Source organism: Streptomyces sp. NPDC007157 (genome assembly GCF_040634235.1).
In the GTDB taxonomy this organism is placed as follows: Bacteria; Actinomycetota; Actinomycetes; order Streptomycetales; family Streptomycetaceae; genus Streptomyces.
Genome location: NZ_JBEYFE010000028.1, coordinates 76914 through 95317, shown reverse-complemented (window position 1 = coordinate 95317; position 18404 = coordinate 76914). Strand labels below are relative to the sequence as shown.

General features: G+C 71.4%; 19 protein-coding genes. 4 read left to right on the top strand and 15 right to left on the bottom strand.

The features are described 5' to 3' along the window. Positions 1 to 19 precede the first annotated feature (19 nt). From ABZ642_RS37390 to ABZ642_RS37335, 12 genes are all read right to left on the bottom strand, one after another. Positions 20 to 1147, bottom strand: a complete 1128-nt coding sequence (locus tag ABZ642_RS37390; protein ID WP_360492971.1) for a polyprenyl synthetase family protein — start codon at positions 1145 to 1147, stop codon at positions 20 to 22. Continuing rightward, positions 1147 to 2568 (bottom strand): hydroxysqualene dehydroxylase HpnE, encoded by a 1422-nt coding sequence (gene hpnE, locus ABZ642_RS37385; protein ID WP_360492968.1) that lies wholly within the window; start codon positions 2566 to 2568, stop codon positions 1147 to 1149. The genes ABZ642_RS37390 and hpnE overlap by 1 nt, the downstream gene beginning before the upstream one ends. After that, entirely contained in the window at positions 2565 to 2705 is a 141-nt protein-coding gene (locus ABZ642_RS37380; protein WP_360492965.1) for a DUF6380 family protein, read from the bottom strand. The genes hpnE and ABZ642_RS37380 overlap by 4 nt, the downstream gene beginning before the upstream one ends. Continuing rightward, entirely contained in the window at positions 2705 to 3658 is a 954-nt protein-coding gene (gene hpnD, locus ABZ642_RS37375; protein ID WP_360492962.1) for a presqualene diphosphate synthase HpnD, read from the bottom strand. Before hpnD ends, ABZ642_RS37380 begins: the two co-directional genes overlap by 1 nt. Then, positions 3655 to 4557 (bottom strand): squalene synthase HpnC, encoded by a 903-nt coding sequence (gene hpnC / locus ABZ642_RS37370; RefSeq protein WP_360492959.1) that lies wholly within the window; start codon positions 4555 to 4557, stop codon positions 3655 to 3657. Before hpnC ends, hpnD begins: the two co-directional genes overlap by 4 nt. Positions 4558 to 4916: 359 nt before the next feature. Further along, on the bottom strand, positions 4917 to 5720 hold the full coding sequence (locus ABZ642_RS37365; protein ID WP_360492956.1) for an ABC transporter ATP-binding protein: 804 nt from the start codon (positions 5718 to 5720) through the stop codon (positions 4917 to 4919). Continuing rightward, the gene (locus tag ABZ642_RS37360; protein ID WP_360492953.1) at positions 5713 to 6642 is read right to left on the bottom strand and encodes an ABC transporter permease; all 930 of its coding nucleotides are present in this window, start codon (positions 6640 to 6642) and stop codon (positions 5713 to 5715) included. Before ABZ642_RS37360 ends, ABZ642_RS37365 begins: the two co-directional genes overlap by 8 nt. A gap of 139 nt (positions 6643 to 6781) precedes the next feature. Further along, complete coding sequence (locus ABZ642_RS37355; RefSeq protein ID WP_360492950.1) at positions 6782 to 7666, bottom strand: glycosyltransferase; 885 nt, start codon at positions 7664 to 7666, stop codon at positions 6782 to 6784. Further along, positions 7663 to 8406 (bottom strand): CDP-alcohol phosphatidyltransferase family protein, encoded by a 744-nt coding sequence (locus tag ABZ642_RS37350; RefSeq protein WP_360492947.1) that lies wholly within the window; start codon positions 8404 to 8406, stop codon positions 7663 to 7665. Before ABZ642_RS37350 ends, ABZ642_RS37355 begins: the two co-directional genes overlap by 4 nt. A gap of 13 nt (positions 8407 to 8419) precedes the next feature. Continuing rightward, complete coding sequence (locus ABZ642_RS37345) at positions 8420 to 9481, bottom strand: iron-containing alcohol dehydrogenase family protein (protein WP_360492944.1); 1062 nt, start codon at positions 9479 to 9481, stop codon at positions 8420 to 8422. Then, a complete protein-coding gene (locus ABZ642_RS37340) occupies positions 9469 to 10221 on the bottom strand; it encodes a phosphocholine cytidylyltransferase family protein (protein ID WP_360492941.1) in 753 nt (250 codons plus the stop codon). The genes ABZ642_RS37345 and ABZ642_RS37340 overlap by 13 nt, the downstream gene beginning before the upstream one ends. Next, positions 10218 to 11984, bottom strand: a complete 1767-nt coding sequence (locus ABZ642_RS37335; protein WP_360492938.1) for a DUF5941 domain-containing protein — start codon at positions 11982 to 11984, stop codon at positions 10218 to 10220. The genes ABZ642_RS37340 and ABZ642_RS37335 overlap by 4 nt, the downstream gene beginning before the upstream one ends. Positions 11985 to 12418: 434 nt before the next feature. Here ABZ642_RS37335 and ABZ642_RS37330 point away from each other — a divergent pair, with 434 nt between their 5' ends. After that, positions 12419 to 13360, top strand: coding sequence for a cation diffusion facilitator family transporter (locus tag ABZ642_RS37330; protein ID WP_360492935.1), 942 nt, complete (start codon positions 12419 to 12421; stop codon positions 13358 to 13360). A 220-nt stretch (positions 13361 to 13580) separates the two neighbouring features. Continuing rightward, a complete protein-coding gene (idi, locus tag ABZ642_RS37325; RefSeq protein ID WP_360492933.1) occupies positions 13581 to 14174 on the top strand; it encodes an isopentenyl-diphosphate Delta-isomerase in 594 nt (197 codons plus the stop codon). A 6-nt stretch (positions 14175 to 14180) separates the two neighbouring features. Here the strand turns inward: idi and ABZ642_RS37320 are convergent, their stop codons facing one another. After that, positions 14181 to 14675: an ATP-binding protein gene (locus tag ABZ642_RS37320; protein ID WP_360493086.1), complete on the bottom strand. Its 495-nt coding sequence runs from the start codon at positions 14673 to 14675 to the stop codon at positions 14181 to 14183. 252 nt (positions 14676 to 14927) lie between these two features. Here ABZ642_RS37320 and ABZ642_RS37315 point away from each other — a divergent pair, with 252 nt between their 5' ends. Beyond that, positions 14928 to 15683 (top strand): enoyl-CoA hydratase/isomerase family protein, encoded by a 756-nt coding sequence (locus ABZ642_RS37315; RefSeq protein ID WP_360492929.1) that lies wholly within the window; start codon positions 14928 to 14930, stop codon positions 15681 to 15683. On the opposite strand, the gene ABZ642_RS37310 is transcribed toward ABZ642_RS37315, so the two are convergent. Then, a complete protein-coding gene (locus ABZ642_RS37310) occupies positions 15655 to 16305 on the bottom strand; it encodes a DJ-1/PfpI family protein (RefSeq protein WP_360492926.1) in 651 nt (216 codons plus the stop codon). The two genes, ABZ642_RS37315 and ABZ642_RS37310, sit on opposite strands and share 29 nt — an antisense overlap. Before the next feature lie 7 nt (positions 16306 to 16312). Further along, positions 16313 to 17281: a GlxA family transcriptional regulator gene (locus tag ABZ642_RS37305; protein WP_360492923.1), complete on the bottom strand. Its 969-nt coding sequence runs from the start codon at positions 17279 to 17281 to the stop codon at positions 16313 to 16315. Positions 17282 to 17463: 182 nt separating this feature from the next. Between ABZ642_RS37305 and ABZ642_RS37300 the strand changes: the two genes are divergently transcribed. After that, positions 17464 to 18333: a hypothetical protein gene (locus ABZ642_RS37300; RefSeq protein ID WP_360492921.1), complete on the top strand. Its 870-nt coding sequence runs from the start codon at positions 17464 to 17466 to the stop codon at positions 18331 to 18333. Positions 18334 to 18404: the final 71 nt, after the last annotated feature.

Sequence of the window (18404 nt, the reverse complement as noted above, 5' to 3'; positions counted from 1 at the left end):
GCTATTCGACCGATAATGATCATCTCTTTCGTACGACGACGAAGTCCGCGAGCGCCGTGAACTGCGCCCGGACCAGGTCGGGCATGTCGACGGCGTGCAGGGCCTCGATGGCGATGGTGTGCTGGCGACGCGCCTCTTCGGCGGTCCACTCACGGCCGCCGGCTTCCTCGATGAGGGCGGCGCGGGCGGCGAACTCCTCCTCGGAGAAGTTCTCGAAGTCGCTGCTCTTGGCGTCGGCGGCGAGGATCTCGCCGAGCCGCTCGGAGGCGGGGCCGCCCGCCGCGAGCGCGGCGACGACCGGCAGGGACTTCTTGCGCTGGCGCAGGTCGCTCCAGGTCTGCTTGCCGGTGGATTCCGGGTCGCCCCAGATGCCGAGCAGGTCGTCGACGGCCTGGAAGGCGAGGCCGAGGTGGTAGCCGTACTTCTCCAGGGTGTCGGCGGTGCGGTCGTCGGCGCCGCCGAGCACCGCGCCGATGGAGCTGGAGGCGGCCAGCAGCGCGCCGGTCTTGTTGCCCTCCATCTCCAGGCACTCCTCGACGCTGACCCGGTCGCGGTGCTCGTAGGAGATGTCCTGTGCCTGGCCGTCGATCAGGGCGCGGGTGGCGGTGGTGAGCCGGCGGGTGGCACGGCCGGCCTCGACGGTGCCGAGCTCCAGCAGCACCTCGTTGGCGAGGGCGAACAGGGCGTCGCCGACCAGGATGGCCTGGGCGGGGCCATGCACCTTCCAGACGGTGTCACGGTGGCGGCGCTGTTCGTCGCCGTCCATCAGGTCGTCGTGCAGCAGCGAGAAGTTGTGGACGAGTTCGACGGCGACGGCGCCGGGGATGCCGACCTCGGGGGCGGCGCCGGTGACCTCGGCGGAGAGCACGGCGAGCGCGGGCCGTACGGCCTTGCCGCCGTCGCCGTCGGCGGGGTTGCCCTCGGCGTCGATCCAGCCGAAGTGGTAGGCGGCCACGGTGTCCATGGGGGGTGCCAGGCGGTCGACGGCCGCCTTCAGTACCGGGTTGGCAAGGGTCCGGCCGCGCTCCAGGAGCGCGGTCACGTCCACCGCGTCGGCAGCCGTCTCGGCCGGGGGCACAGTGGGCACAGTTTCTCCTCTTGTTGCGGTACCGGGGGTGCGGGGGCCTGCCGCCTGCTGATCGAGCATCACGCTGCCTCCTCGAACTCGAAGAGGTGACGGGGGCGGGGCCGGCCCAGGGTGCGCAGCACGGCGTCGGCCGCGTTCACACCGCTGCGGACCGCACTCTCCATGGTCGCGGGCCACCCTGTGGCGGTCCACGCTCCGGCCAGATAGAGGCCGGGTGCCTTGGTGCGGGCGCCGGGCCGCAGCCGCCCGACGCCGGGGGTGGGGGCGAAGGTCGCGGTACGCTCCCGGGTCACGAAGAAGTCCTTGACCCCGGCGCCGCGCGCGCCGGGCAACAGCCGTTCCAGCTCGGGCAGATAGCGCTCGCGCAGGACGGCCACGGGTGTGTCGATCTCGTCCTGGGCGGCCGACTGGGACAGTGCGAGGTACTGGCCCTCGCGCAGCCCGGAGGCGTGGGTGCGGTCGAACACCCACTGGACCGGGGTGCCCAGGGCCGCGAAGAACGGCTTGGTGAGCACCGTGCGGTCGTAGACCACATGGACGTTGAGGATCGGCGCGGTGCCGATCTCCAGAAGGTTCTCCGGGGCGTCGAGGGCGCCCTCGGGCAGCAGGTCGTACGCCTCGCGCTGGGCCACGGCGAGCACCACGGTGTCGGCGGTGAGCGTCTCGCCGGGAACCTGAACGCTCCACGTCCCGTTCTCGTTGGTGGAGACGGAGGTGACGCGTGTACGGACCTCGGTGCGCACGCCCGCGGAGTCGAGCGCCTTGCGGGCCAGCCGGTCGTGCAGTTCGCCCAGCGGCACATGGGCCCAGCCGATGTCGGCCGCGCCCGGGTCGGACAGCAGACCGGTCTTGAACACCATCGCGGCGAGCGCCAGGGAAGCGTCCTGGGCCACCGCGTTGAGGGTGGCGACCCCCACCAGGTCCCACAGTGCCTCGATGGCCCGCGCCGACTGGCCTCGGGCAGCCAGCCAGCTGCCGAAGTCCTGTGCGTCGAGCGAGGGATCGCCGAGGTCGAGTGCTCGGAGGGCGAGAGCGGCCTGGCCTACTCTGGCGCGCTCGCCGAGCGAGAGATGCGGGTAGGCGGCGAGGCTGCGTCCCAGATGCAGGGGCACCGGCAAGGGGTCGCGGCGGAGTCTGCCGAGCCGGCGCCCCTCGGGTTTCGCGAGGTCGAGCACGGGCACGTCGAGCCGGTCCTGGAGCGGTGCCAGCGCCGCGCCCTCGACGCGGTCGAGGAACCAGCGGTAGGCGGTGCAGCAACGCAGGTACACATGCTGGCCGTTGTCGACGGTCAGGTCGCCGCGCTGGAAGGAGAAGGCGAGCCCGCCGAGGCGCGGCCTGCCCTCGAGCAGCGTCACGTGCACCCCGGCGTCGGCGAGTGCCAGCGCGGTCGTGACGCCGGCCAGGCCGCCGCCGATCACGACGGCGGTGCGCCCGGACGGAATGTCGTCGTGCGTCCGTTCGGATCGCGTGCCGTCGGTCATCGTGCAGCCTCCCCTGCCCGCCCGCCGTGCCGGTGGAACGGGGCGGGGCGGGCCGTCGCAGTCAGGGACGCCGCGCCGCACCGGAGGGTTGCCTGCCGTTTTTCTCCGGCGGCGCCGGCTTGGCCCACTTCGTCCATCAGGCGCGCCTCCTGACGGTCCGGCGGGACGTGTGGCGACGGGTGTCGAGTCCGGACAGGCCGCGTACGGCGACGTACGCCTTCTCGCGTCCGGGCAGTGAGACCCGGCCGCGCAGCACCGCATCCGGTTCCCGTTCGATGCGGTCGAGCAACCGGCGGTAGATGCCGGCCATGGCGGCGACACAGGCGCCGCTGCGCCGGTCGAGCATGGGCAGCAGCCGGTAGCCCTCGGCGAACAGGGCACGGGCGCGCCGTACTTCGAAGTGCACCAGACCCGCGAAGTCCGAGCCCTCCGGCGGGGTCGGCCCGTGGAACCCGGCGGCACAGCCGAACTTGGCGAGGTCGTCGACGGGCAGATAGGTACGGCCGTTCCCGGCGTCCTCGCGGATGTCCCGGAGGATGTTGGTGAGCTGGAGCGCGAGCCCGAGCGTGTCGGCATACTCCGGCGCGCGCTCGGCGCCGCGCGCCCCCGGTTCGGTGCCGAACACACCGAGCGAGAGCCGGCCGATCGCACCGGCCACACAGCGGCAGTAGACCTTGAGGTCGTCCCAGGTCTCGTAGGTCTCGCCGCGCACGTCCATCAGCACGCCGTCGATCAGCTCGTCCAGGCCGCCCAGCGGGATCGGGAAGGCCTGGGCGGCGTGTGCGAGGGCGACCGCGACCGGGTCGGTGTCGTCCTCGTCGACCGCGCCGTCCTGGACCCGGGCGAGCAGCGCCCGGGTGTCCTCCAGCCGGGCCGCCTTCACGTCGTCGGCCAGCACGCCGTCGCCGATGTCGTCGACGCGCCGGGAGAAGGCGTAGAGCGCCGACATGGCGCGCCGCTTGGGCGCAGGCAGCAGCCTGATGCCGTAGGCGAAGTTCCGTGCCTGCTGTCCGGTGACGGTCTCGCAGTAGCTGTAGGCGGCGAGTACCGGTGCGGACACAGGTGTGGGAGAGTCCACGGTCCGGATCACCCCTCTCCTCGCAGAGTCACGCCCACCTCACGCAGCAACCGGCCCTTGCCGGGCTTGGGCGGGCCGGGAAGTACGTCGTATTCGGCGGCGGCGATCGCTTCGATCGCCGCCCTTCCCCCCGCCACGAACCCCGCGAGCAGCAGCTTCAACCTGCCGTGGACGCTACCCACCAGGGGGGCGCCTTCATTCAGGAGATCGCGAGCGCGTTGTGCTTCGTATGCAACCAGTGCACGCACCGATGCGCCCGCGGTTTTCCTGGCGAGATCCGCCTCCTGGACATGAAAGCGCTTCATGTCCGCGGCGGGCAGATAAATCCGGTCGCGGCCGAGGTCCTCGGCCATGTCCTGGAGGTGTTCGACGATCTGGAGTGCGGTACAGATCGCGTCCGAGAGGCGGATCCGCTCGGGGGTCGAGGTGCCGGTGACGGCGAGGACGAGGCGGCCGACGGGGTTGGCGGACAGCTCGCAGTAGGCGAGCAGGTCGTCGTAGGTCTCGTACCGCTTGACGAGCTGGTCCTGGCGGTTGGCGGCGACCAGTCCGAGGAACGGCTCGGGGGCCAGGTCGCGGCGGCGGACCGTGGGCTGGAGGCGGCGCAGCAGGGGGTGGTGCGGGGTGCCGTCGAAGACACGGCCCAGGTCGGCCTCGAAGGCGTCCAGGAGGACCAGGCGGTTCTCGGCCTCCTCCGGGGAGACTCCGAGCAGCCGGGCGTCGGCGCCACCAGGGGCCAGGTCGCCGTCGCCGATGTCGTCGACGAGGCGGGCGAAGCCGTACACCGCCATCAGATCGTCACGCCAGGCCCTCGGCAGGAAGAACGGGGCCACCGGGAAGTTCTCGTCCGCGGCTTTGTCCAGGGTGCCGCGCTCGGCGTCCCCGGTGCGCGCCGGGATGGTCGCCGTCACCGTTCGCTGCCCGGGGCCGGGACGGCGTGGCCTGCGTTGAGCTGGGGAGTTTCCGTAGCCATTGCCGTCACATCTCCCGTTCTACACTGCCGACCCAATACACACTATTTCGGACACGCCGCCCAGCAATCCGCGGGGCGGCCCGGCCGAGGGTGTCGCGCATTATCGCCCCACTTGCCGCTTTCCGGGACCGGTACAGCTTACGTTGTACAACGCATCGAGGTTCGTCGGGGTGTCCCGCAGATCACAACAACACACCGATTGGCGTCAAGATTCCTAAGGCGGCGCGGAGTTGACGTTTCCTTTGCAGACGCCGGGCCCCGCCGGAAAGGTTCCGGCGGGGCCCGGGGACTGCTGGGCTACTTGCCCGTGAACTTCTCGTACTCCTTGAGCACCTCTTCGGTCGGGCCGTCCATGCGCAGCTCACCGCGCTCCAGCCACAGGACCCGGTCGCAGGTGTCCCGGATCGACTTGTTGTTGTGACTGACGAGAAACACGCTGCCCGCGTGCTCGCGCAGTTCGCGGATCCGGTCCTCGGAGCGCTTGCGGAAGGCCGCGTCACCGGTGGCCAGCGCCTCGTCGATCATGAGGACGTCGTGGTCCTTGGCGGCGGCGATGGAGAACCGCAGCCGGGCCGCCATGCCGGAGGAGTAGGTCCGCATCGGCAGGGTGATGAAGTCGCCCTTCTCGTTGATGCCCGAGAAGTCGACGATCTCCTGGTAGCGCTCCCTGATCTCCTCGCGGGACATGCCCATGGCGAGCCCGCCGAGGATGACGTTCCGCTCGCCGGTGAGGTCGTTCATCAGGGCCGCGTTGACGCCGAGCAGCGAGGGCTGCCCGTTGGTGTAGACCCGGCCCTTCTCGGCGGGCAGCAGACCGGCGATGGCGCGCAGCAGGGTGGACTTGCCGGAGCCGTTGGAGCCGATCAGGCCGATCGCCTCGCCCCGGTAGGCGACGAAGGACACCCCGCGCACCGCGTGCACCTTGCGGACGCCCCGGGCCGTGTCGTCGGAACCGCGCTTGACGATGCGGCTGAGGGCGGCCGTCGCGCTGCCCCTGCCGGATTTGGCGCCGTTGACGCGGTAGACGATGTGCACGTCCTCGGCGATGACGGTGGGGATCCGGTCCCCCTGGTTCTGTTCCGCGTCGTTCAGCTCAGCCACGGCCGTACCGCTCCTCCGCCTTCCAGAAGTACACGAACCCGCCGACGAAGACGACCAGCGCCCAGGACAGGGCGACGGCCCAGACGTGCGGCGGGAGGTTCGAGGCGCCATAGCCGTCGATGAGGGCGAAGCGCATCAGGTCCATGTAGACGGTGGCGGGGTTCACCTGGAGGAGCGTGCGCGCCCACTCCGGACGGCCCTCCATCATCTTGGTGATCGAGAACATCACACCGGACATGTACATCCAAGTGCGCAGGACGAACGGCAACAGCTGGGCCAGGTCCGGCGTCTTGGCGCCCAGCCTGGCCACGATCATGGCCAGGCCGGTGTTGAAGAGGAACAGCAGCACCAGGACCGGCAGGACCAGCAGCCAGGACAGGCCCGGGGAGGTGCCGAAGCCGATCACCACGGCGACCATGACGATCATGGAGAACAGCAGCTGCTGGAGCTGCTGGAGCGCGAAGGAGACGGGCAGTGCGGCGCGCGGGAAGTGCAGCGCGCGCACCAGGCCGAGGTTGCCGGAGATCGCGCGCACGCCCGTCATGATCGAGCTCTGCGTGAAGGTGAAGGTGAAGACGCCCGTGACCAGGAACGGGATGTACAGGTCCTGGGACATCCCGCGGCTGGCGTGCAGGATGACGCCGAAGATGAAGTAGTACACGGCCGCGTTCAGCAGCGGCGTGGCCACCTGCCAGAGCTGGCCGAGCTTGGCCTGGCTGTACTGGGCGGTGAGCTTCGCCTGCGAGAAGGCGAGGACGAAGTGCCGGCGTCCCCAGAGCTGGCGTACGTACTCGACGAGCGAGGGACGTGCGCCGCTCACCGTGAGCCCGTACTTGGCGGCCAGCTGCGCCGCCGTCAGGCCCTCGTCGGGCGACGGCACCGCGCTCACCGCGATTCCGACGTCATGCGTTGTCTCACTCAAGGGTGGAAGCCTTCGTCCTCAGATTCGTCTTACGTTCGTCTTACGGAATTGTGCTACTGGAGGTGACACGTATCCGCCATGGGACACGTTGCCGGGGAGGTCCGCGCGCCGGGCGCGCGGACACACACCTTCGAGCTTCTCAGATCACCGGGGGTCGGCCCAGTCGCGTGAGCTTCCACACGGTCCGCCACCGCATGGGCCGACGGGGTCCGCACGGGGTGGTCCAGCCCTCCCGGAAGCCGGCGAACCAGGCGTGCAGGGCCGGGCGCGAGGGGCGGCGCACCAGGGTCAGCAGCATCCACACCCCGAGGTAGACGGGGACCAGGGGGGCGGGCAGGTTGCGGCGGGCCAGCCACACCCGGTTGCGGGCGACCATCCGGTGGTAGACCGCGTGCCGGGAAGGGGCGGTCGTGGGGTGGTACAGCACCATGTCGGAGCGGTAGTCGATCATCCAGCCGGCGTCCAGGGCCCGCCAGGCCAGGTCGGTCTCCTCGTGGGCGTAGAAGAACTCGTCCGGCAGGCCGCCGACCTCGGCGAGGACCTGGGTGCGGACGGCGTTGGCGCCACCGAGGAAGGTGGTGACGCGGGAGGAGCGCATCGGGTCGGAGGCGCGGAGCCTCGGCACGTGCCGGCGCTGGGTCTGCCCGGTGTCCGGGTCGGCGATCCGGAAGCTGACGATGCCGAGCCTCGGGTCGGAGGCGAAGGCCTCGCGGCACAGCTCGGCGGTGTCGTGTCCGGGGAGCAGTCCGTCGTCGTCCAGGAAGAGCAGTATGTCGACGTCGCGACCGCTGGGACCGAAGGCTTCTATGCCGACGTTGCGGCCGCCGGGGATCCCGAGGTTCTCGGGCAGCTCCATGGTGCGGACGCCGTCCGGGACCTCCGGGACGGGCGAACCGTTGCCGACGACGACCACCTCGACCCGCTCGCCGTCCTGCTTGGCGACCGAGTCGAGGAGGGCGCGCAGCTCGTCGGGGCGGTTGCCCATGGTGATGACGACCGCGCCGACCTTCAGCCCGGCGCTCACCGCAGCCTGCTCGACGCGAGGACCGAGACCAGGTGCAGCAGGGTCTGCAGCACCGCGATACCGGCGAGCACCGCGGTGCCCAGGCGGGTGAAGAAGAGGTCGCCGCGGACCTGGTCGACGATCGCGAGGACCAGGATCAGCAGCGAGGCCTCGATGCCGAGGATCAGCCGGTGGAACCGGAGCAGGGCGGCGGCCCGGCGGGCCAGCGCCATCCCGGAGGACCGCATCTCGGCGGCGGCCTCCTTGACCACGGGCAGCCCGGCCTGGTGGCGGGCGACGCCGACCAGGTCGGTCTCGGCCTTGATCAGGATCGCGCCGAGCGCGGCCAGGGTGCCGAGGAAGGCCCACAGCCAGTCGATACGGCCGCTGCCGAACAGGTCGGCGGCGCGCAGCCCGAGGCCGACCAGGACGGCGGCGTCGGTGAGGTAGGCACCGACCCGGTCCAGGTAGACGCCGCCCAGCGAGTACTGCTGCTTCCAGCGCGCGACCTCGCCGTCGACGCAGTCCAGCAGCAGGTACATCTGGACGCAGACGACGCCGAGCACGGCGCCCGTGATCCCCGGCACCAGCAGGGCCGGGGCCGCGAGCACGCCGAAGACGGTCATCAGGTACGTGAGCTGGTTGGGCGTGACCCTGGTGTTCACCAGGTAGCGGTCCACCCGCAGGGACACCTCACGCATGTAGAGGCGCCCCATCCAGTGCTCACCGCTGCGCCGGTCCTTGACCCCTGCGGGGTGCACGACCGGACGGAGTTCAGCTACCGATGGCCTTGACATAGTCGACGTAGAAGTCCTTGATCTGGTGGGTCTTGAGGTCGAGGTGTTCGAGAATGGTGTAGCGGCCGGGCCGGGTCTCCGGGGCGAACTCGACGACCCGGACGAACTCGTCCACGGTGAAGCCGATCTCCTCCGGCAGCACCGGCAGTCCGTGCCGGCGCAGTACGTCGGCCATGTACACGGACTCCTCGTGGGCTCCGCGCAGGTACATCGCGAAGGCCGCGCCGAGCCCGCACTGCTCGCCATGGCTGGCGGCACGCCTCGGGAACAGCAGGTCGAAGGCGTGGTTAATCTCGTGACAGGCGCCGGAGGACGGGCGGGAGTCGCCCGACACCGACATGGCGATGCCGCTGAGCACCAGCGCCTCGGCGAGCACCTGGAGGAAGTCGTTCTCGCCGATGCCGCCTGGGTGGCGCAGCACCGCCTCGCCGGCCTGGCGGGCCATGGCGGCCGCCAGACCGTCGATCTTCTCGCCGTTGACGCGGTGGGACAGCTCCCAGTCCGCGATCGCCGAGATGTTGGAGACGGCGTCCCCGATGCCGGAGCGCACGAAGCGTGCCGGGGCCTCGCGGATGACGTCGAGGTCGATGACGACCGCGATCGGGTTCGGCACGCCGTAGGAGCCGCGGCCCGCGTCGTTGTCGAGGGTGGCGACCGGCGAGCACAGGCCGTCGTGCGCGAGGTTCGTCGGCACGGCGACCAGCGGCAGGCCCACCCGGGCCGCCGCGAACTTCGCACAGTCGATGATCTTCCCGCCGCCGAGCCCGACGACCGCGTCGTAGCGGCCGGCCTTGATCTCGCCGGCCAGCCGGATCGCGTCGTCGAGGGTGCCGCCGCCGACCTCGTACCAGGTGGCGCCGGGCAGGCTCGGCGAGACGCGCTCGCGCAGCTTGGCGCCGGAGCCGCCGGAGACGGCCACGGCGAGGCGGCCGGAGTGCGAGATGCGCTCGTCGGCGAGCACACCGGCCAGGTCGTCGAGGGCACCCGGGCGGATGTCGACGACGACCGGTGAGGGAATCAGCCTGGTCAGTACTGGCACGCGATCTCCCGTCCCTTGGCGAGATCGTCGTGGTTGTCGATCTCGACCCACCGGACGTCACCGATGGGCGCCACGTCGATACGGAAGCCGCGGTTGACCAGCTCCTGGTAGCCGTGCTCGTAGAACTGCTGCGGGTCGCTCTCCCAGACCGTCTTCAGCGCGTCGGCGAGCTCGGGGGCCGCGTCGCCCTCGATGAGGGTGACGCCGATGTACTCGCCACTGGCCTCGGCGGGGTCCATCAGCTTGGTGATCTTCGTCATGCCGTGACCGGCGTCGACGACGACCTTCATCTCCTCGTCCGCGAGGGACTTCACGGTGTCCAGGGCGAGGATGATCCGCTTGCCGTCGCCGCGGGCGGCGAGCAGCGTCTTCTCGACGGAGACCGGGTGCACGGTGTCGCCGTTGGCGAGGATCACGCCGTCCTTGAGGGCGTCACGACCGCACCACAGGGAGTAGGCGTTGTTCCACTCCTCGGCCTTGTCGTTGTCGATGAGGGTGAGCTTGAGGCCGTACTTCGCCTCCAGGGCCGCCTTGCGCTCGTAGACGGCCTCCTTGCGGTAGCCGACGATGATCGCGACCTCGGTCAGGCCGATCTCGGCGAAGTTGCCGAGGGTCAGGTCGAGCACCGTGATCGAGTCCTCTATCCCGGCAGGCCCCACCGGCACCAGCGCCTTGGGCAGGCTGTCGGTGTAGGGGCGCAGACGCCGTCCGGCGCCGGCCGCCAGCACGAGGCCGATCATGCGGGTTCTCCTTCATCGTGTACGGCGGGCGCCCCTGCGGACGCCCAGAAGCGGATGCTCTCGACGAGCACCAGCCCGGCCACGGCCACGGCCAGGACCGTGAGCGCGACCTTGAACTGCGTGGCGGTGAGCACCGCGGCCACCACGGTGACCAGCAGTGTTCGCCCCTCCTGTCCCCCGATGGCGCGGACCAGCCAGGCCGGCGGCGCCCCGGCGTCGCCGCGGATGCGGTACACCGTGTCGTAGTGATGGTAGGCGACGGCGGCCACCAGGCCGAAAGCCGCGGGAAGGGTTCCGTTCACCCCGGATTTGCTTGCGAGGACGAGAACGGTGCCGTACTCGGCGGCCCGGAACAGGGGCGGGACCAGCCAGTCGAGGGCGCCCTTGAGCGGGCGGGCGAGGGCCTGGCCGGAGGCCAGCGCGTAGACGACGGCGCCCGCGACCGGCGCCCAGGTCACGCCGGAGAAAAGGGACACGGTGAGAACCGCCACTCCGGCGAGCGCCACCAGGAGCGGGAAGCCGAGCGGTGCGGGTGTCGCGCGGGACACGAATCCGGCGAGCGGGCCGTTGTCGGCCAGGTCGGCCAGTGCCTGCGCCGCCCGGTCGGTGCGCCTGGCCCTGCGGGTCAGCGAGCGCAGTACCCGCCCGGCCGTGGTGTAGGTCGCCGCGAGGGCGCAGCCGACCAGCAGCACGTAGAAGGTGATCCGCGGGGTCGTCGCCGCGGTCAGGACGGCTATCAGGGCCCATCGTTCGCCGATGGGCAGGACTATCATCCGGCGCACCCAGACCGTCCAGCCGACGCTGTCGAGCCGGTCGGAGAGGGCCGCGGTGGGGCTGGTGTTGGCCGTGGCGTCGTGGTTCGCCTCGTTGAAGGAGAAGTCGACCACGTGCCGGCAGGTCTGCAGGATCATCGCGCCGAGGGCGAGGGCCCATACGTCGTCGCCGCCCCGGGCCGCGCCGAGGGCGAGTCCGGCGTAGTAGGCGTACTCCTTGGCCCGGTCGAAGGTGGCGTCCAGCCAGGCGCCGAGCGTGGAGTACTGCAGGGAGTAGCGGGCGAGTTGGCCGTCGGTGCAGTCCAGGACGAAGGACGCGATCAGCAGCACGCCCGCCGCGACGAACCCGGCGCGGGTGCCGGTGGCCGCGCAGCCCGCCGCGATCAGGGCGGTGAGCAGCGAGGCGGTGGTGACCTGGTTGGGGGTCAGTCCGCGCCGGGCGCACCAGCGGGCGAGATAGCGGGAGTACGGGCTGATGAAGAAGGTGGTGAAGAAGCCGTCACGGGACTTCACGGCCGACTTCAGGCGTACGGCCTCGTCGTCGACGGCGGCGACGGCCTGCCGTGCCTCGTTGCGGGCCTGCGGGTCGGCGGGGACGGCGGCGACCAGACTGCCCAGCTCCGGGCGGTGCACGTCGGCGTCCAGGGCGGTGACGAGGCCGTCGACGGCCAGGGCGGTGCCGCCGCCGGCGGCGGCCTCCCGGGCCAGCGCCCCGCTCAGCGCCTGGCGGCCGGCCGGCTGGGCGGTGACGGCGCCGGGGATCGCGGCGAGCGCGAAGCGCGGGTCGGTGAGGCCGAGGCGCAGGGCGTGCGGATGGCCGACGAAGCGGGCGTCGACGACGGCGACCCGCTGGTCGGCGGGTACGGTCGCGAGGAGGGCCGCGGTGTCGGCGCTGTCCGAGGCCGTGCGCACCTCGAAGCCGAGCGCCCGCAGATCGCTCTCCAACGACGATCCGGGGACCGGCTGACCGGTGACGATGGCGGTCGGCAACCGAACTCACTCCCTGGGTGCCGGCGCGCGGGCGCCGGTCTACTGCGTGATGGGGCGCGGTGTGCCTGGTGGCCCCCGGGCGGCATTCGGCAGAGGCTATCCGATGGCGAGGACTGCTTGTTCACCGGCCGTTAACGGCGCGGACGACCCACTCTGCCCCGGCCTTTGCCGAGATCATCATCCGTGATCCGGGCCCCGGCCCACAAACCGCGCTCGCAGAACGGACATCGAGGACACGGCCCGCTACGGCGCGGACGGGCGCCGACCGACCACCCGGGATGCCCGCCCGTTCACGACGGGTAACTGAGGGTGCCCTGACCTGGGATTCGTTTCCGCAGGTCAGGGCACATGACAACGGTGTTCACTGCCGCGTTGCCCGATACCCCCCGCCCGTAGTTCACTGTGATCCCGGGCGGAACAAGGAGGCGTATCTCATGGGGGCAGGGCACGACCACGGCCACACGCACACCCACGCGCCGGCCACCGGCACGGCCACGGCGGCCTTTCGCGGGCGGCTGCGGGTGGCACTCGCCATCACCCTCGGGGTCATGGTGGTCGAGATCGCCGGCGGGCTGCTGGCCGACTCGCTCGCGCTGATCGCGGACGCGGCCCACATGGCGACCGACGCGCTGGGCCTCGGCATGGCGCTGCTGGCGATCCATTTCGCCAACCGTCCGGCGAGCACCAACCGCACCTTCGGCTACGCCCGCGCCGAGATCCTGGCGGCCCTGGCCAACTGCCTGTTGCTGCTCGGTGTCGGCGGCTATGTGCTGTACGAGGCGGTCCAGCGGTTCGTGACGCCCGCGGACACGCACGGCGGCCAGATGATCGTGTTCGGACTGATCGGCCTGGTCGCCAACATGATCTCGCTCACGCTCCTGGTACGCGGCCAAAAGGAGAGCCTGAACGTGCGCGGCGCCTTCCTGGAGGTGGCGGCCGACGCGCTGGGCTCGCTGGCGGTGCTGATCTCGGCGGTAGTGATCCTGACCACCGGCTGGCAGGCGGCCGACCCGGTCGCCTCGCTGGTCATCGGCCTGATGATCGTGCCGAGGACGGTGAAACTGCTGCGCGAGACCCTGGACGTGCTGCTGGAGGCGGCACCCAAGGATGTGGACATGGCGGAGGTGCGGTCGCACATCCTGGCGCTGGACGGCGTGCTGGACGTCCACGATCTGCACGCCTGGACGATCACCTCGGGGCTGCCGGTGCTGTCGGCGCACGTGGTGGTCCGCTCGGAGGTGCTGAACGCCATCGGCCACGAGAAGATGCTGCACGAGCTGCAGGGCTGTCTCGGCCACCACTTCGACGTGGAGCACTGCACCTTCCAGCTGGAGCCGGGCGGGCACGCGGAGCACGAGGCCCGGCTCTGCCACTGACCGCGTCGCGGTCCGCCGGGCCGCCCGGCCGGCCACCGGAACCCACCGGTCCGGGCTCCCCCGGCGTCCTTGTGTTCGACACCCCCGGACGGTTCCCGTTCGCACCCGTAGGGCACGATCAACTACCGGGTCCCTCTTCCGGCGTGCCCGTGCCGGGAAGTGCCGGGAGTGTCGGATTCGTACGGCAGACTTGGTACGAAGACCGAGGCGAAGGATGGGTATGCCGATCACACCTGCCACCGCGACGCACAGCACGTCGGAAGGCACAACGGACGCGATCTTGCTTGAACTCGTCGACGAGAAGGGTGTGACCATCGGGACCGCGGAGAAGCTGGCCGCGCATCAGCCACCCGGGCAGCTGCACCGGGCGTTCTCCGTCTTCCTCTTCGACGAACAGGGCAGACTCCTGCTCCAGCAGCGTGCGCTGGGCAAGTACCACTCCCCCGGTGTGTGGTCCAACACCTGCTGCGGCCACCCCTACCCCGGCGAGGCCCCCTTCACGGCGGCGGCCCGCCGCACCTTCGAGGAGCTGGGGGTCTCCCCCTCCCTGCTCGGCGAGGCGGGCACGGTCCGCTACAACCACCCGGACCCGGCCTCCGGACTGGTCGAGCAGGAGTTCAACCACCTGTTCGTCGGCATGGTGCAGGCGCCGCTCGCGCCGGACCCCGAGGAGGTCGGGGAGACCGCCTTCGTGACGGCCGCCGAGCTGACCGAGCGGCACGCCCAGGCCCCCTTCTCGGCGTGGTTCATGACCGTGCTGGACGCGGCCCGTCCGGCGATCAGGGAGCTGACGGGCCCGTCCGCGGGTTGGTGAGAGGCCTCACGGCAGCGCCGCGGGTTTGAGCGGCAGGGCGGCCCAGATCACCTTGCCGCCGCTCGACGTGTGTTCCACGTCCACGACTCCGCCCGCCTCCCTGGCCACCTCCCGCACCAGCAGCAGCCCCCGGCCGCCGGTCTGGCCGTGGTCGGCCTCCAGCGCGGTCGGGCGGTAGGGGTGGTTGTCCTCCACCGACACCCGCACCCACTCGGCACCGACGGCGACCTCGACGGCGAGCACCGGCGACAGCAGCGCCGCGTGCTTGACCGCGTTGGTGACCAGTTCGGAGACGATCAGCAACAGCCCGTAGACCAGGTCCTCCGAGACCGGGACGCCCTGGCGCTGGAGCAGGTCCCGTACGGCGCGCCGCGCCTGTGGGACCGAGGCGTCCACGGCGGCGGCGGTGAACCGCCAGACTCCTTCGTACGGCAGCGGATCCGACGGCGGAGGGCCGCCTCCCTCTGGACGCGGGTCGTGCCCACGCCCGTGGTTCTCCATGGTCCGGTCGCCACCCTCGCGCTCGATTGTCACCACACGACGAGTGTTGGTAACGACCCCCGCCGCTCCGGATGACTGAACACAAGTCAGCAACTATCGAACGGTTCTGACCGTCGGCGCACGACAAGGTCGGTTGAGGGACCGCTCCTGTTCCACGAAAGCCGACTTCGCGCACTATTACGGTTGTACTGCAACCCCTGGGGCGGGGCCGCGTCGACCTGCGGCTCCGGCACGCCGATAACATCCCGCACCATGGAGCCCCACCTCTCCCACCAGGTCACCGACGCCGTGGCCACGGTGGTCATCCACAACCCGATCAAACGCAACGCGATGACCGCGGCGATGTGGCGAGCCCTGCCGCCCCTCCTGGACGAGCTGTCGGCCGACCCCGGCGTCCGGGCCCTCGTGCTGACCGGCGCGGGCGGAACCTTCTGCGCCGGTGCCGACATCTCCACCCTCCAGGGCTCCCCCGCCGCGGCACAGTCCCTCGCCGTCGCCGCCGAGGAGGCACTCGCCGCCTTCCCCAAGCCGACCCTCGCCGCGGTCCGCGGCCACTGCGTCGGCGGCGGCTCACAGCTCGCCGCCGCCTGCGATCTGCGGTTCGCCGAGCAGGGCGCGTCGTTCGGCGTGACCCCGGCCAGGCTCGGGATCGTCTACCCGGCCTCCTCCACCCGTCGTCTGGTGTCCCTGGTCGGCCCCGCCGCCACCAAGTACCTGCTGTACTCCGGCGAGTTGATCGACACGGAGCGGGCACTGCGCACCGGTCTGGTCGACGAGGTGCTGCCCGAGGGCAAACTGGCCAAGCGGGTGGCCGAGTTCACCCGGATCCTGGTGGCACGCTCCCAGCTGACGCAGGCGGCGGCGAAGGAGTTCGCGAACGGCCGCACCGACCGCGACGACCACTGGACGGAGCAGGCGCGCGGCAGCGGCGACACCGCGGAGGGCGTCGCCGCGTTCCTGGAGCGCCGTCAGCCGCGCTTCACGTGGGCTGTTCCCGGCCTAGGATGAACCGGCTCGACGAACGGAGCAGTTCGACGACCTCGGCGGGCGCCTTCTGCGGGGAGCCCGCGTCGTAGGGCGGGTGCGGGTCGTACTCGATCCCGAGCTGTACGGCCTGGGCGACGGCGTCCCCGGCGATCCGGCCGAGCAGGGTGAGCCCCATGTCGATGCCGGAGGAGACGCCGGCCGCGGTGACGTACTTGCCGTCGGTGACGACCCGCTCCCCCGTCGGTTCGGCGCCGAACGTCCGCAGTTCGTCGAGGGCCAGCCAGTGCGAGGTCGCACGGCGTCCCGCGAGCAGGCCGGCGGCGGCGAGCAGCAGGGAGCCGGTGCACACGGACGTGGTCCAGGTGCTGGTGGCGTCGGCGGTGCGGATCCAGTCCAGGAGGGCCTCGTTCGCCATCTGCGGGGTCTGTCCGGGGCCGCCCGGGACGACCAGGACGTCGGGGCGGGGCACCTCGGCCAGGGTCCTGTCGGCGATGAGGGCGAGGTTTCCGTGGTCGTTGCGGACCGGGCCGGTCCGCTCGGCGACGAAGACGACCTCGGAGTCCGGGAGCCGGCCCAGGGTCTCGTACGGTCCCACGGCGTCGAGGGCGGTGAAACGGTCGTAGAGGACGATCGCGAACTGCATGGCTCTCCTAACCGGGTCGGCCGACGGGTGCCGGCCGGAACCTGCGCCGGTACTCGGCGGGTGTCGCGCCGAGGGCCTTGAGAAAGGCGCGGCGCATCGCTTCGGGCGTGCCGTAGCCGCTGGCCCGGGAGACCTCCTCGACACCGTCGCCGGTGTCCTCCAGGAGCCGGCGGGCGTGTTCCAGCCGTACCCGGTCGACGTACCGGCCGGGCGTCATGCCGGTCTCGGCCTGGAAGGCGCGGGCGAAGTGGCGGGGCGAGAGGGCGGCGCGGGCCGCCAGCACCTCGACACCGAGATCGGCATCCGGGTGTTCGGTGATCCACTGCTGGACCTCCCGGAGCGGTTCGCGCCGTGCGGTCTGGGCGGCGAGCTGCACGCTGAACTGGGCCTGGTTGCCGGGCCTGCGCAGGAAGACCACCAGGTGCCGGGCGACGGTGAGCGCCACGTCCCGGCCCAGGTCCTCCTCGACGAGGGCGAGCGCGAGGTCGATGCCGGAGGTGACGCCGGCCGAGGTGGCGACCCGGCCGTCCCGGACGTAGATGGGGTCGGGGTCGACGTCGACCGCCGGATGGTCGCGGGCCAGCTTGTCGCAGTACGCCCAGTGGGTGGTGGCGCGGTGGCCGTCCAGGAGCCCTGCCGCGGCCAGCAGGATGGCACCGGTGCAGACGGAGACGAGCCGCCCGGTGCGCGGCCCGTGCTCGCGCAGCCAGTCGACCAGGACGGGATCGGGGCGCCGGGTGCCCTGCCCGCCGGGCACGAGCAGCGTGTGCGGCTCGTACGCCTCGGCCAGGGCCGTGTCCGGTACGACGGTCAGCCCGCTGGAGGTGCGCACGGGCGCGCCGTCCAGGGAGGCCGTACGGATGCGGTAGCTGCCCGGGGTGTGGGTCTCGGCGCCCGTGAAGACCTCCACGGGCCCGGTGACGTCGAGGCTCTGGACACCGTCGAAGAGGACGACGAGAACGGTTCGCTGCGCCATGTCATCGATTGTTCGCGGAGGGAGCGATGGCCGCAATGACGAGCTTCCCACCTTTTCGGCCATGGCGGATCGAATTCCCTGCCGCGACGGACCGAATTCCCTACCGTGGCTGACCCGACGCTCTGCCGTCGGGCCGGACACGGTACTGGAGTCCGTACCGACCAGTCGGTAACGTGCTCGCCATGACCACTGCCGTCCTGGAGCCGCGCGCCGGCCGCCGCTGCCACACCCTGCTCAACTCCCTGCACGCGACCCACTTCTTCAGCCCCGAGCTGGCCGAGGAACTGGCCACGCTCGGAGTGACCCACCCGCGGGCCGTCAACTTCGCGGTGCGGGCCGCCGCGTTGGGGCCGGTCGGGCCCGGCACGGTGACGGCCACGTTCTACAACTACAAGTACGAACTGGTGGCCCGGCACGTCCCGGCCGTCTGGGAGACCGCCTCGCCCGGCGACGTCCTCGCCGCACGCGCGCGTGCCGTCGACGCCTCGATGCGGCGGCTGCTCGGGGCGGACACGGTGGCCTCCGACGGGATGGCCGAGGCCGCGCGACTCGCGCTGCGGGCCACCGAGGCCTGCTCCCGCTCCGGCCGCCCGCTGTACGCGGCGCACGCGGACCTGGCGGTGCCCGAGGAGCCCCACCTCGCCTACTGGTACGCGGCCACGCTGCTGCGCGAGCACCGGGGCGACGGGCACCTCGCGGTGCTGATCTCGGCCGGTCTCGACGGGCTGGAGGCGGTGGTGACCCACACCGCGACCGGCAAGGGCATGAACCCGAAGTGGGTGCTCGCCACACGTGGCTGGAGCCAGGACGACTGGGACGCGGCGGTGCGGCGGCTGCGGGAGCGCGGGCTTCTCGACGCGGCGGGCGAGCTGACCGAGGCGGGGACGGCCCTGCGGGCGGAGATCGAGACGGAGACGGACCGGCTGGACCGGGCGCCGTACGAGCACCTGGGGACCGCGGGGGTGGCGCGGTTGACGGAGCTGGCGAAGGAGTTCGCCGGGGCGGCTCTCGCCGCGGGCGCCTTTCCGGCGGATCTGGTCGGCAAGGGGTGAAAGCGGTCGGCTGAGCGTCCGCGCGGCGACTTCGTGTCGCGGAAGGGTGCCCTGGGCCCCGGTTGTCGGTG

Bases quoted from the DNA above. Each gene is read 5' to 3' on its own strand.
- ABZ642_RS37320 (WP_360493086.1), bottom strand. From the start codon at position 14,675: ATGGAGAACCACGGGCGTGGGCACGACCCGCGTCCAGAGGGAGGCGGC.
- idi (WP_360492933.1), top strand. From the start codon at position 13,581: ATGCCGATCACACCTGCCACCGCGACGCACAGCACGTCGGAAGGCACA.
- hpnE (WP_360492968.1), bottom strand. From the start codon at position 2,568: ATGACCGACGGCACGCGATCCGAACGGACGCACGACGACATTCCGTCC.
- ABZ642_RS37305 (WP_360492923.1), bottom strand. From the start codon at position 17,281: ATGGCGCAGCGAACCGTTCTCGTCGTCCTCTTCGACGGTGTCCAGAGC.
- ABZ642_RS37390 (WP_360492971.1), bottom strand. From the start codon at position 1,147: ATGCTCGATCAGCAGGCGGCAGGCCCCCGCACCCCCGGTACCGCAACA.
- ABZ642_RS37310 (WP_360492926.1), bottom strand. From the start codon at position 16,305: ATGCAGTTCGCGATCGTCCTCTACGACCGTTTCACCGCCCTCGACGCC.
- ABZ642_RS37340 (WP_360492941.1), bottom strand. From the start codon at position 10,221: ATGATCGGCCTCGTGCTGGCGGCCGGCGCCGGACGGCGTCTGCGCCCC.
- ABZ642_RS37315 (WP_360492929.1), top strand. From the start codon at position 14,928: ATGGAGCCCCACCTCTCCCACCAGGTCACCGACGCCGTGGCCACGGTG.
- ABZ642_RS37380 (WP_360492965.1), bottom strand. From the start codon at position 2,705: ATGGACGAAGTGGGCCAAGCCGGCGCCGCCGGAGAAAAACGGCAGGCA.
- ABZ642_RS37330 (WP_360492935.1), top strand. From the start codon at position 12,419: ATGGGGGCAGGGCACGACCACGGCCACACGCACACCCACGCGCCGGCC.
- ABZ642_RS37300 (WP_360492921.1), top strand. From the start codon at position 17,464: ATGACCACTGCCGTCCTGGAGCCGCGCGCCGGCCGCCGCTGCCACACC.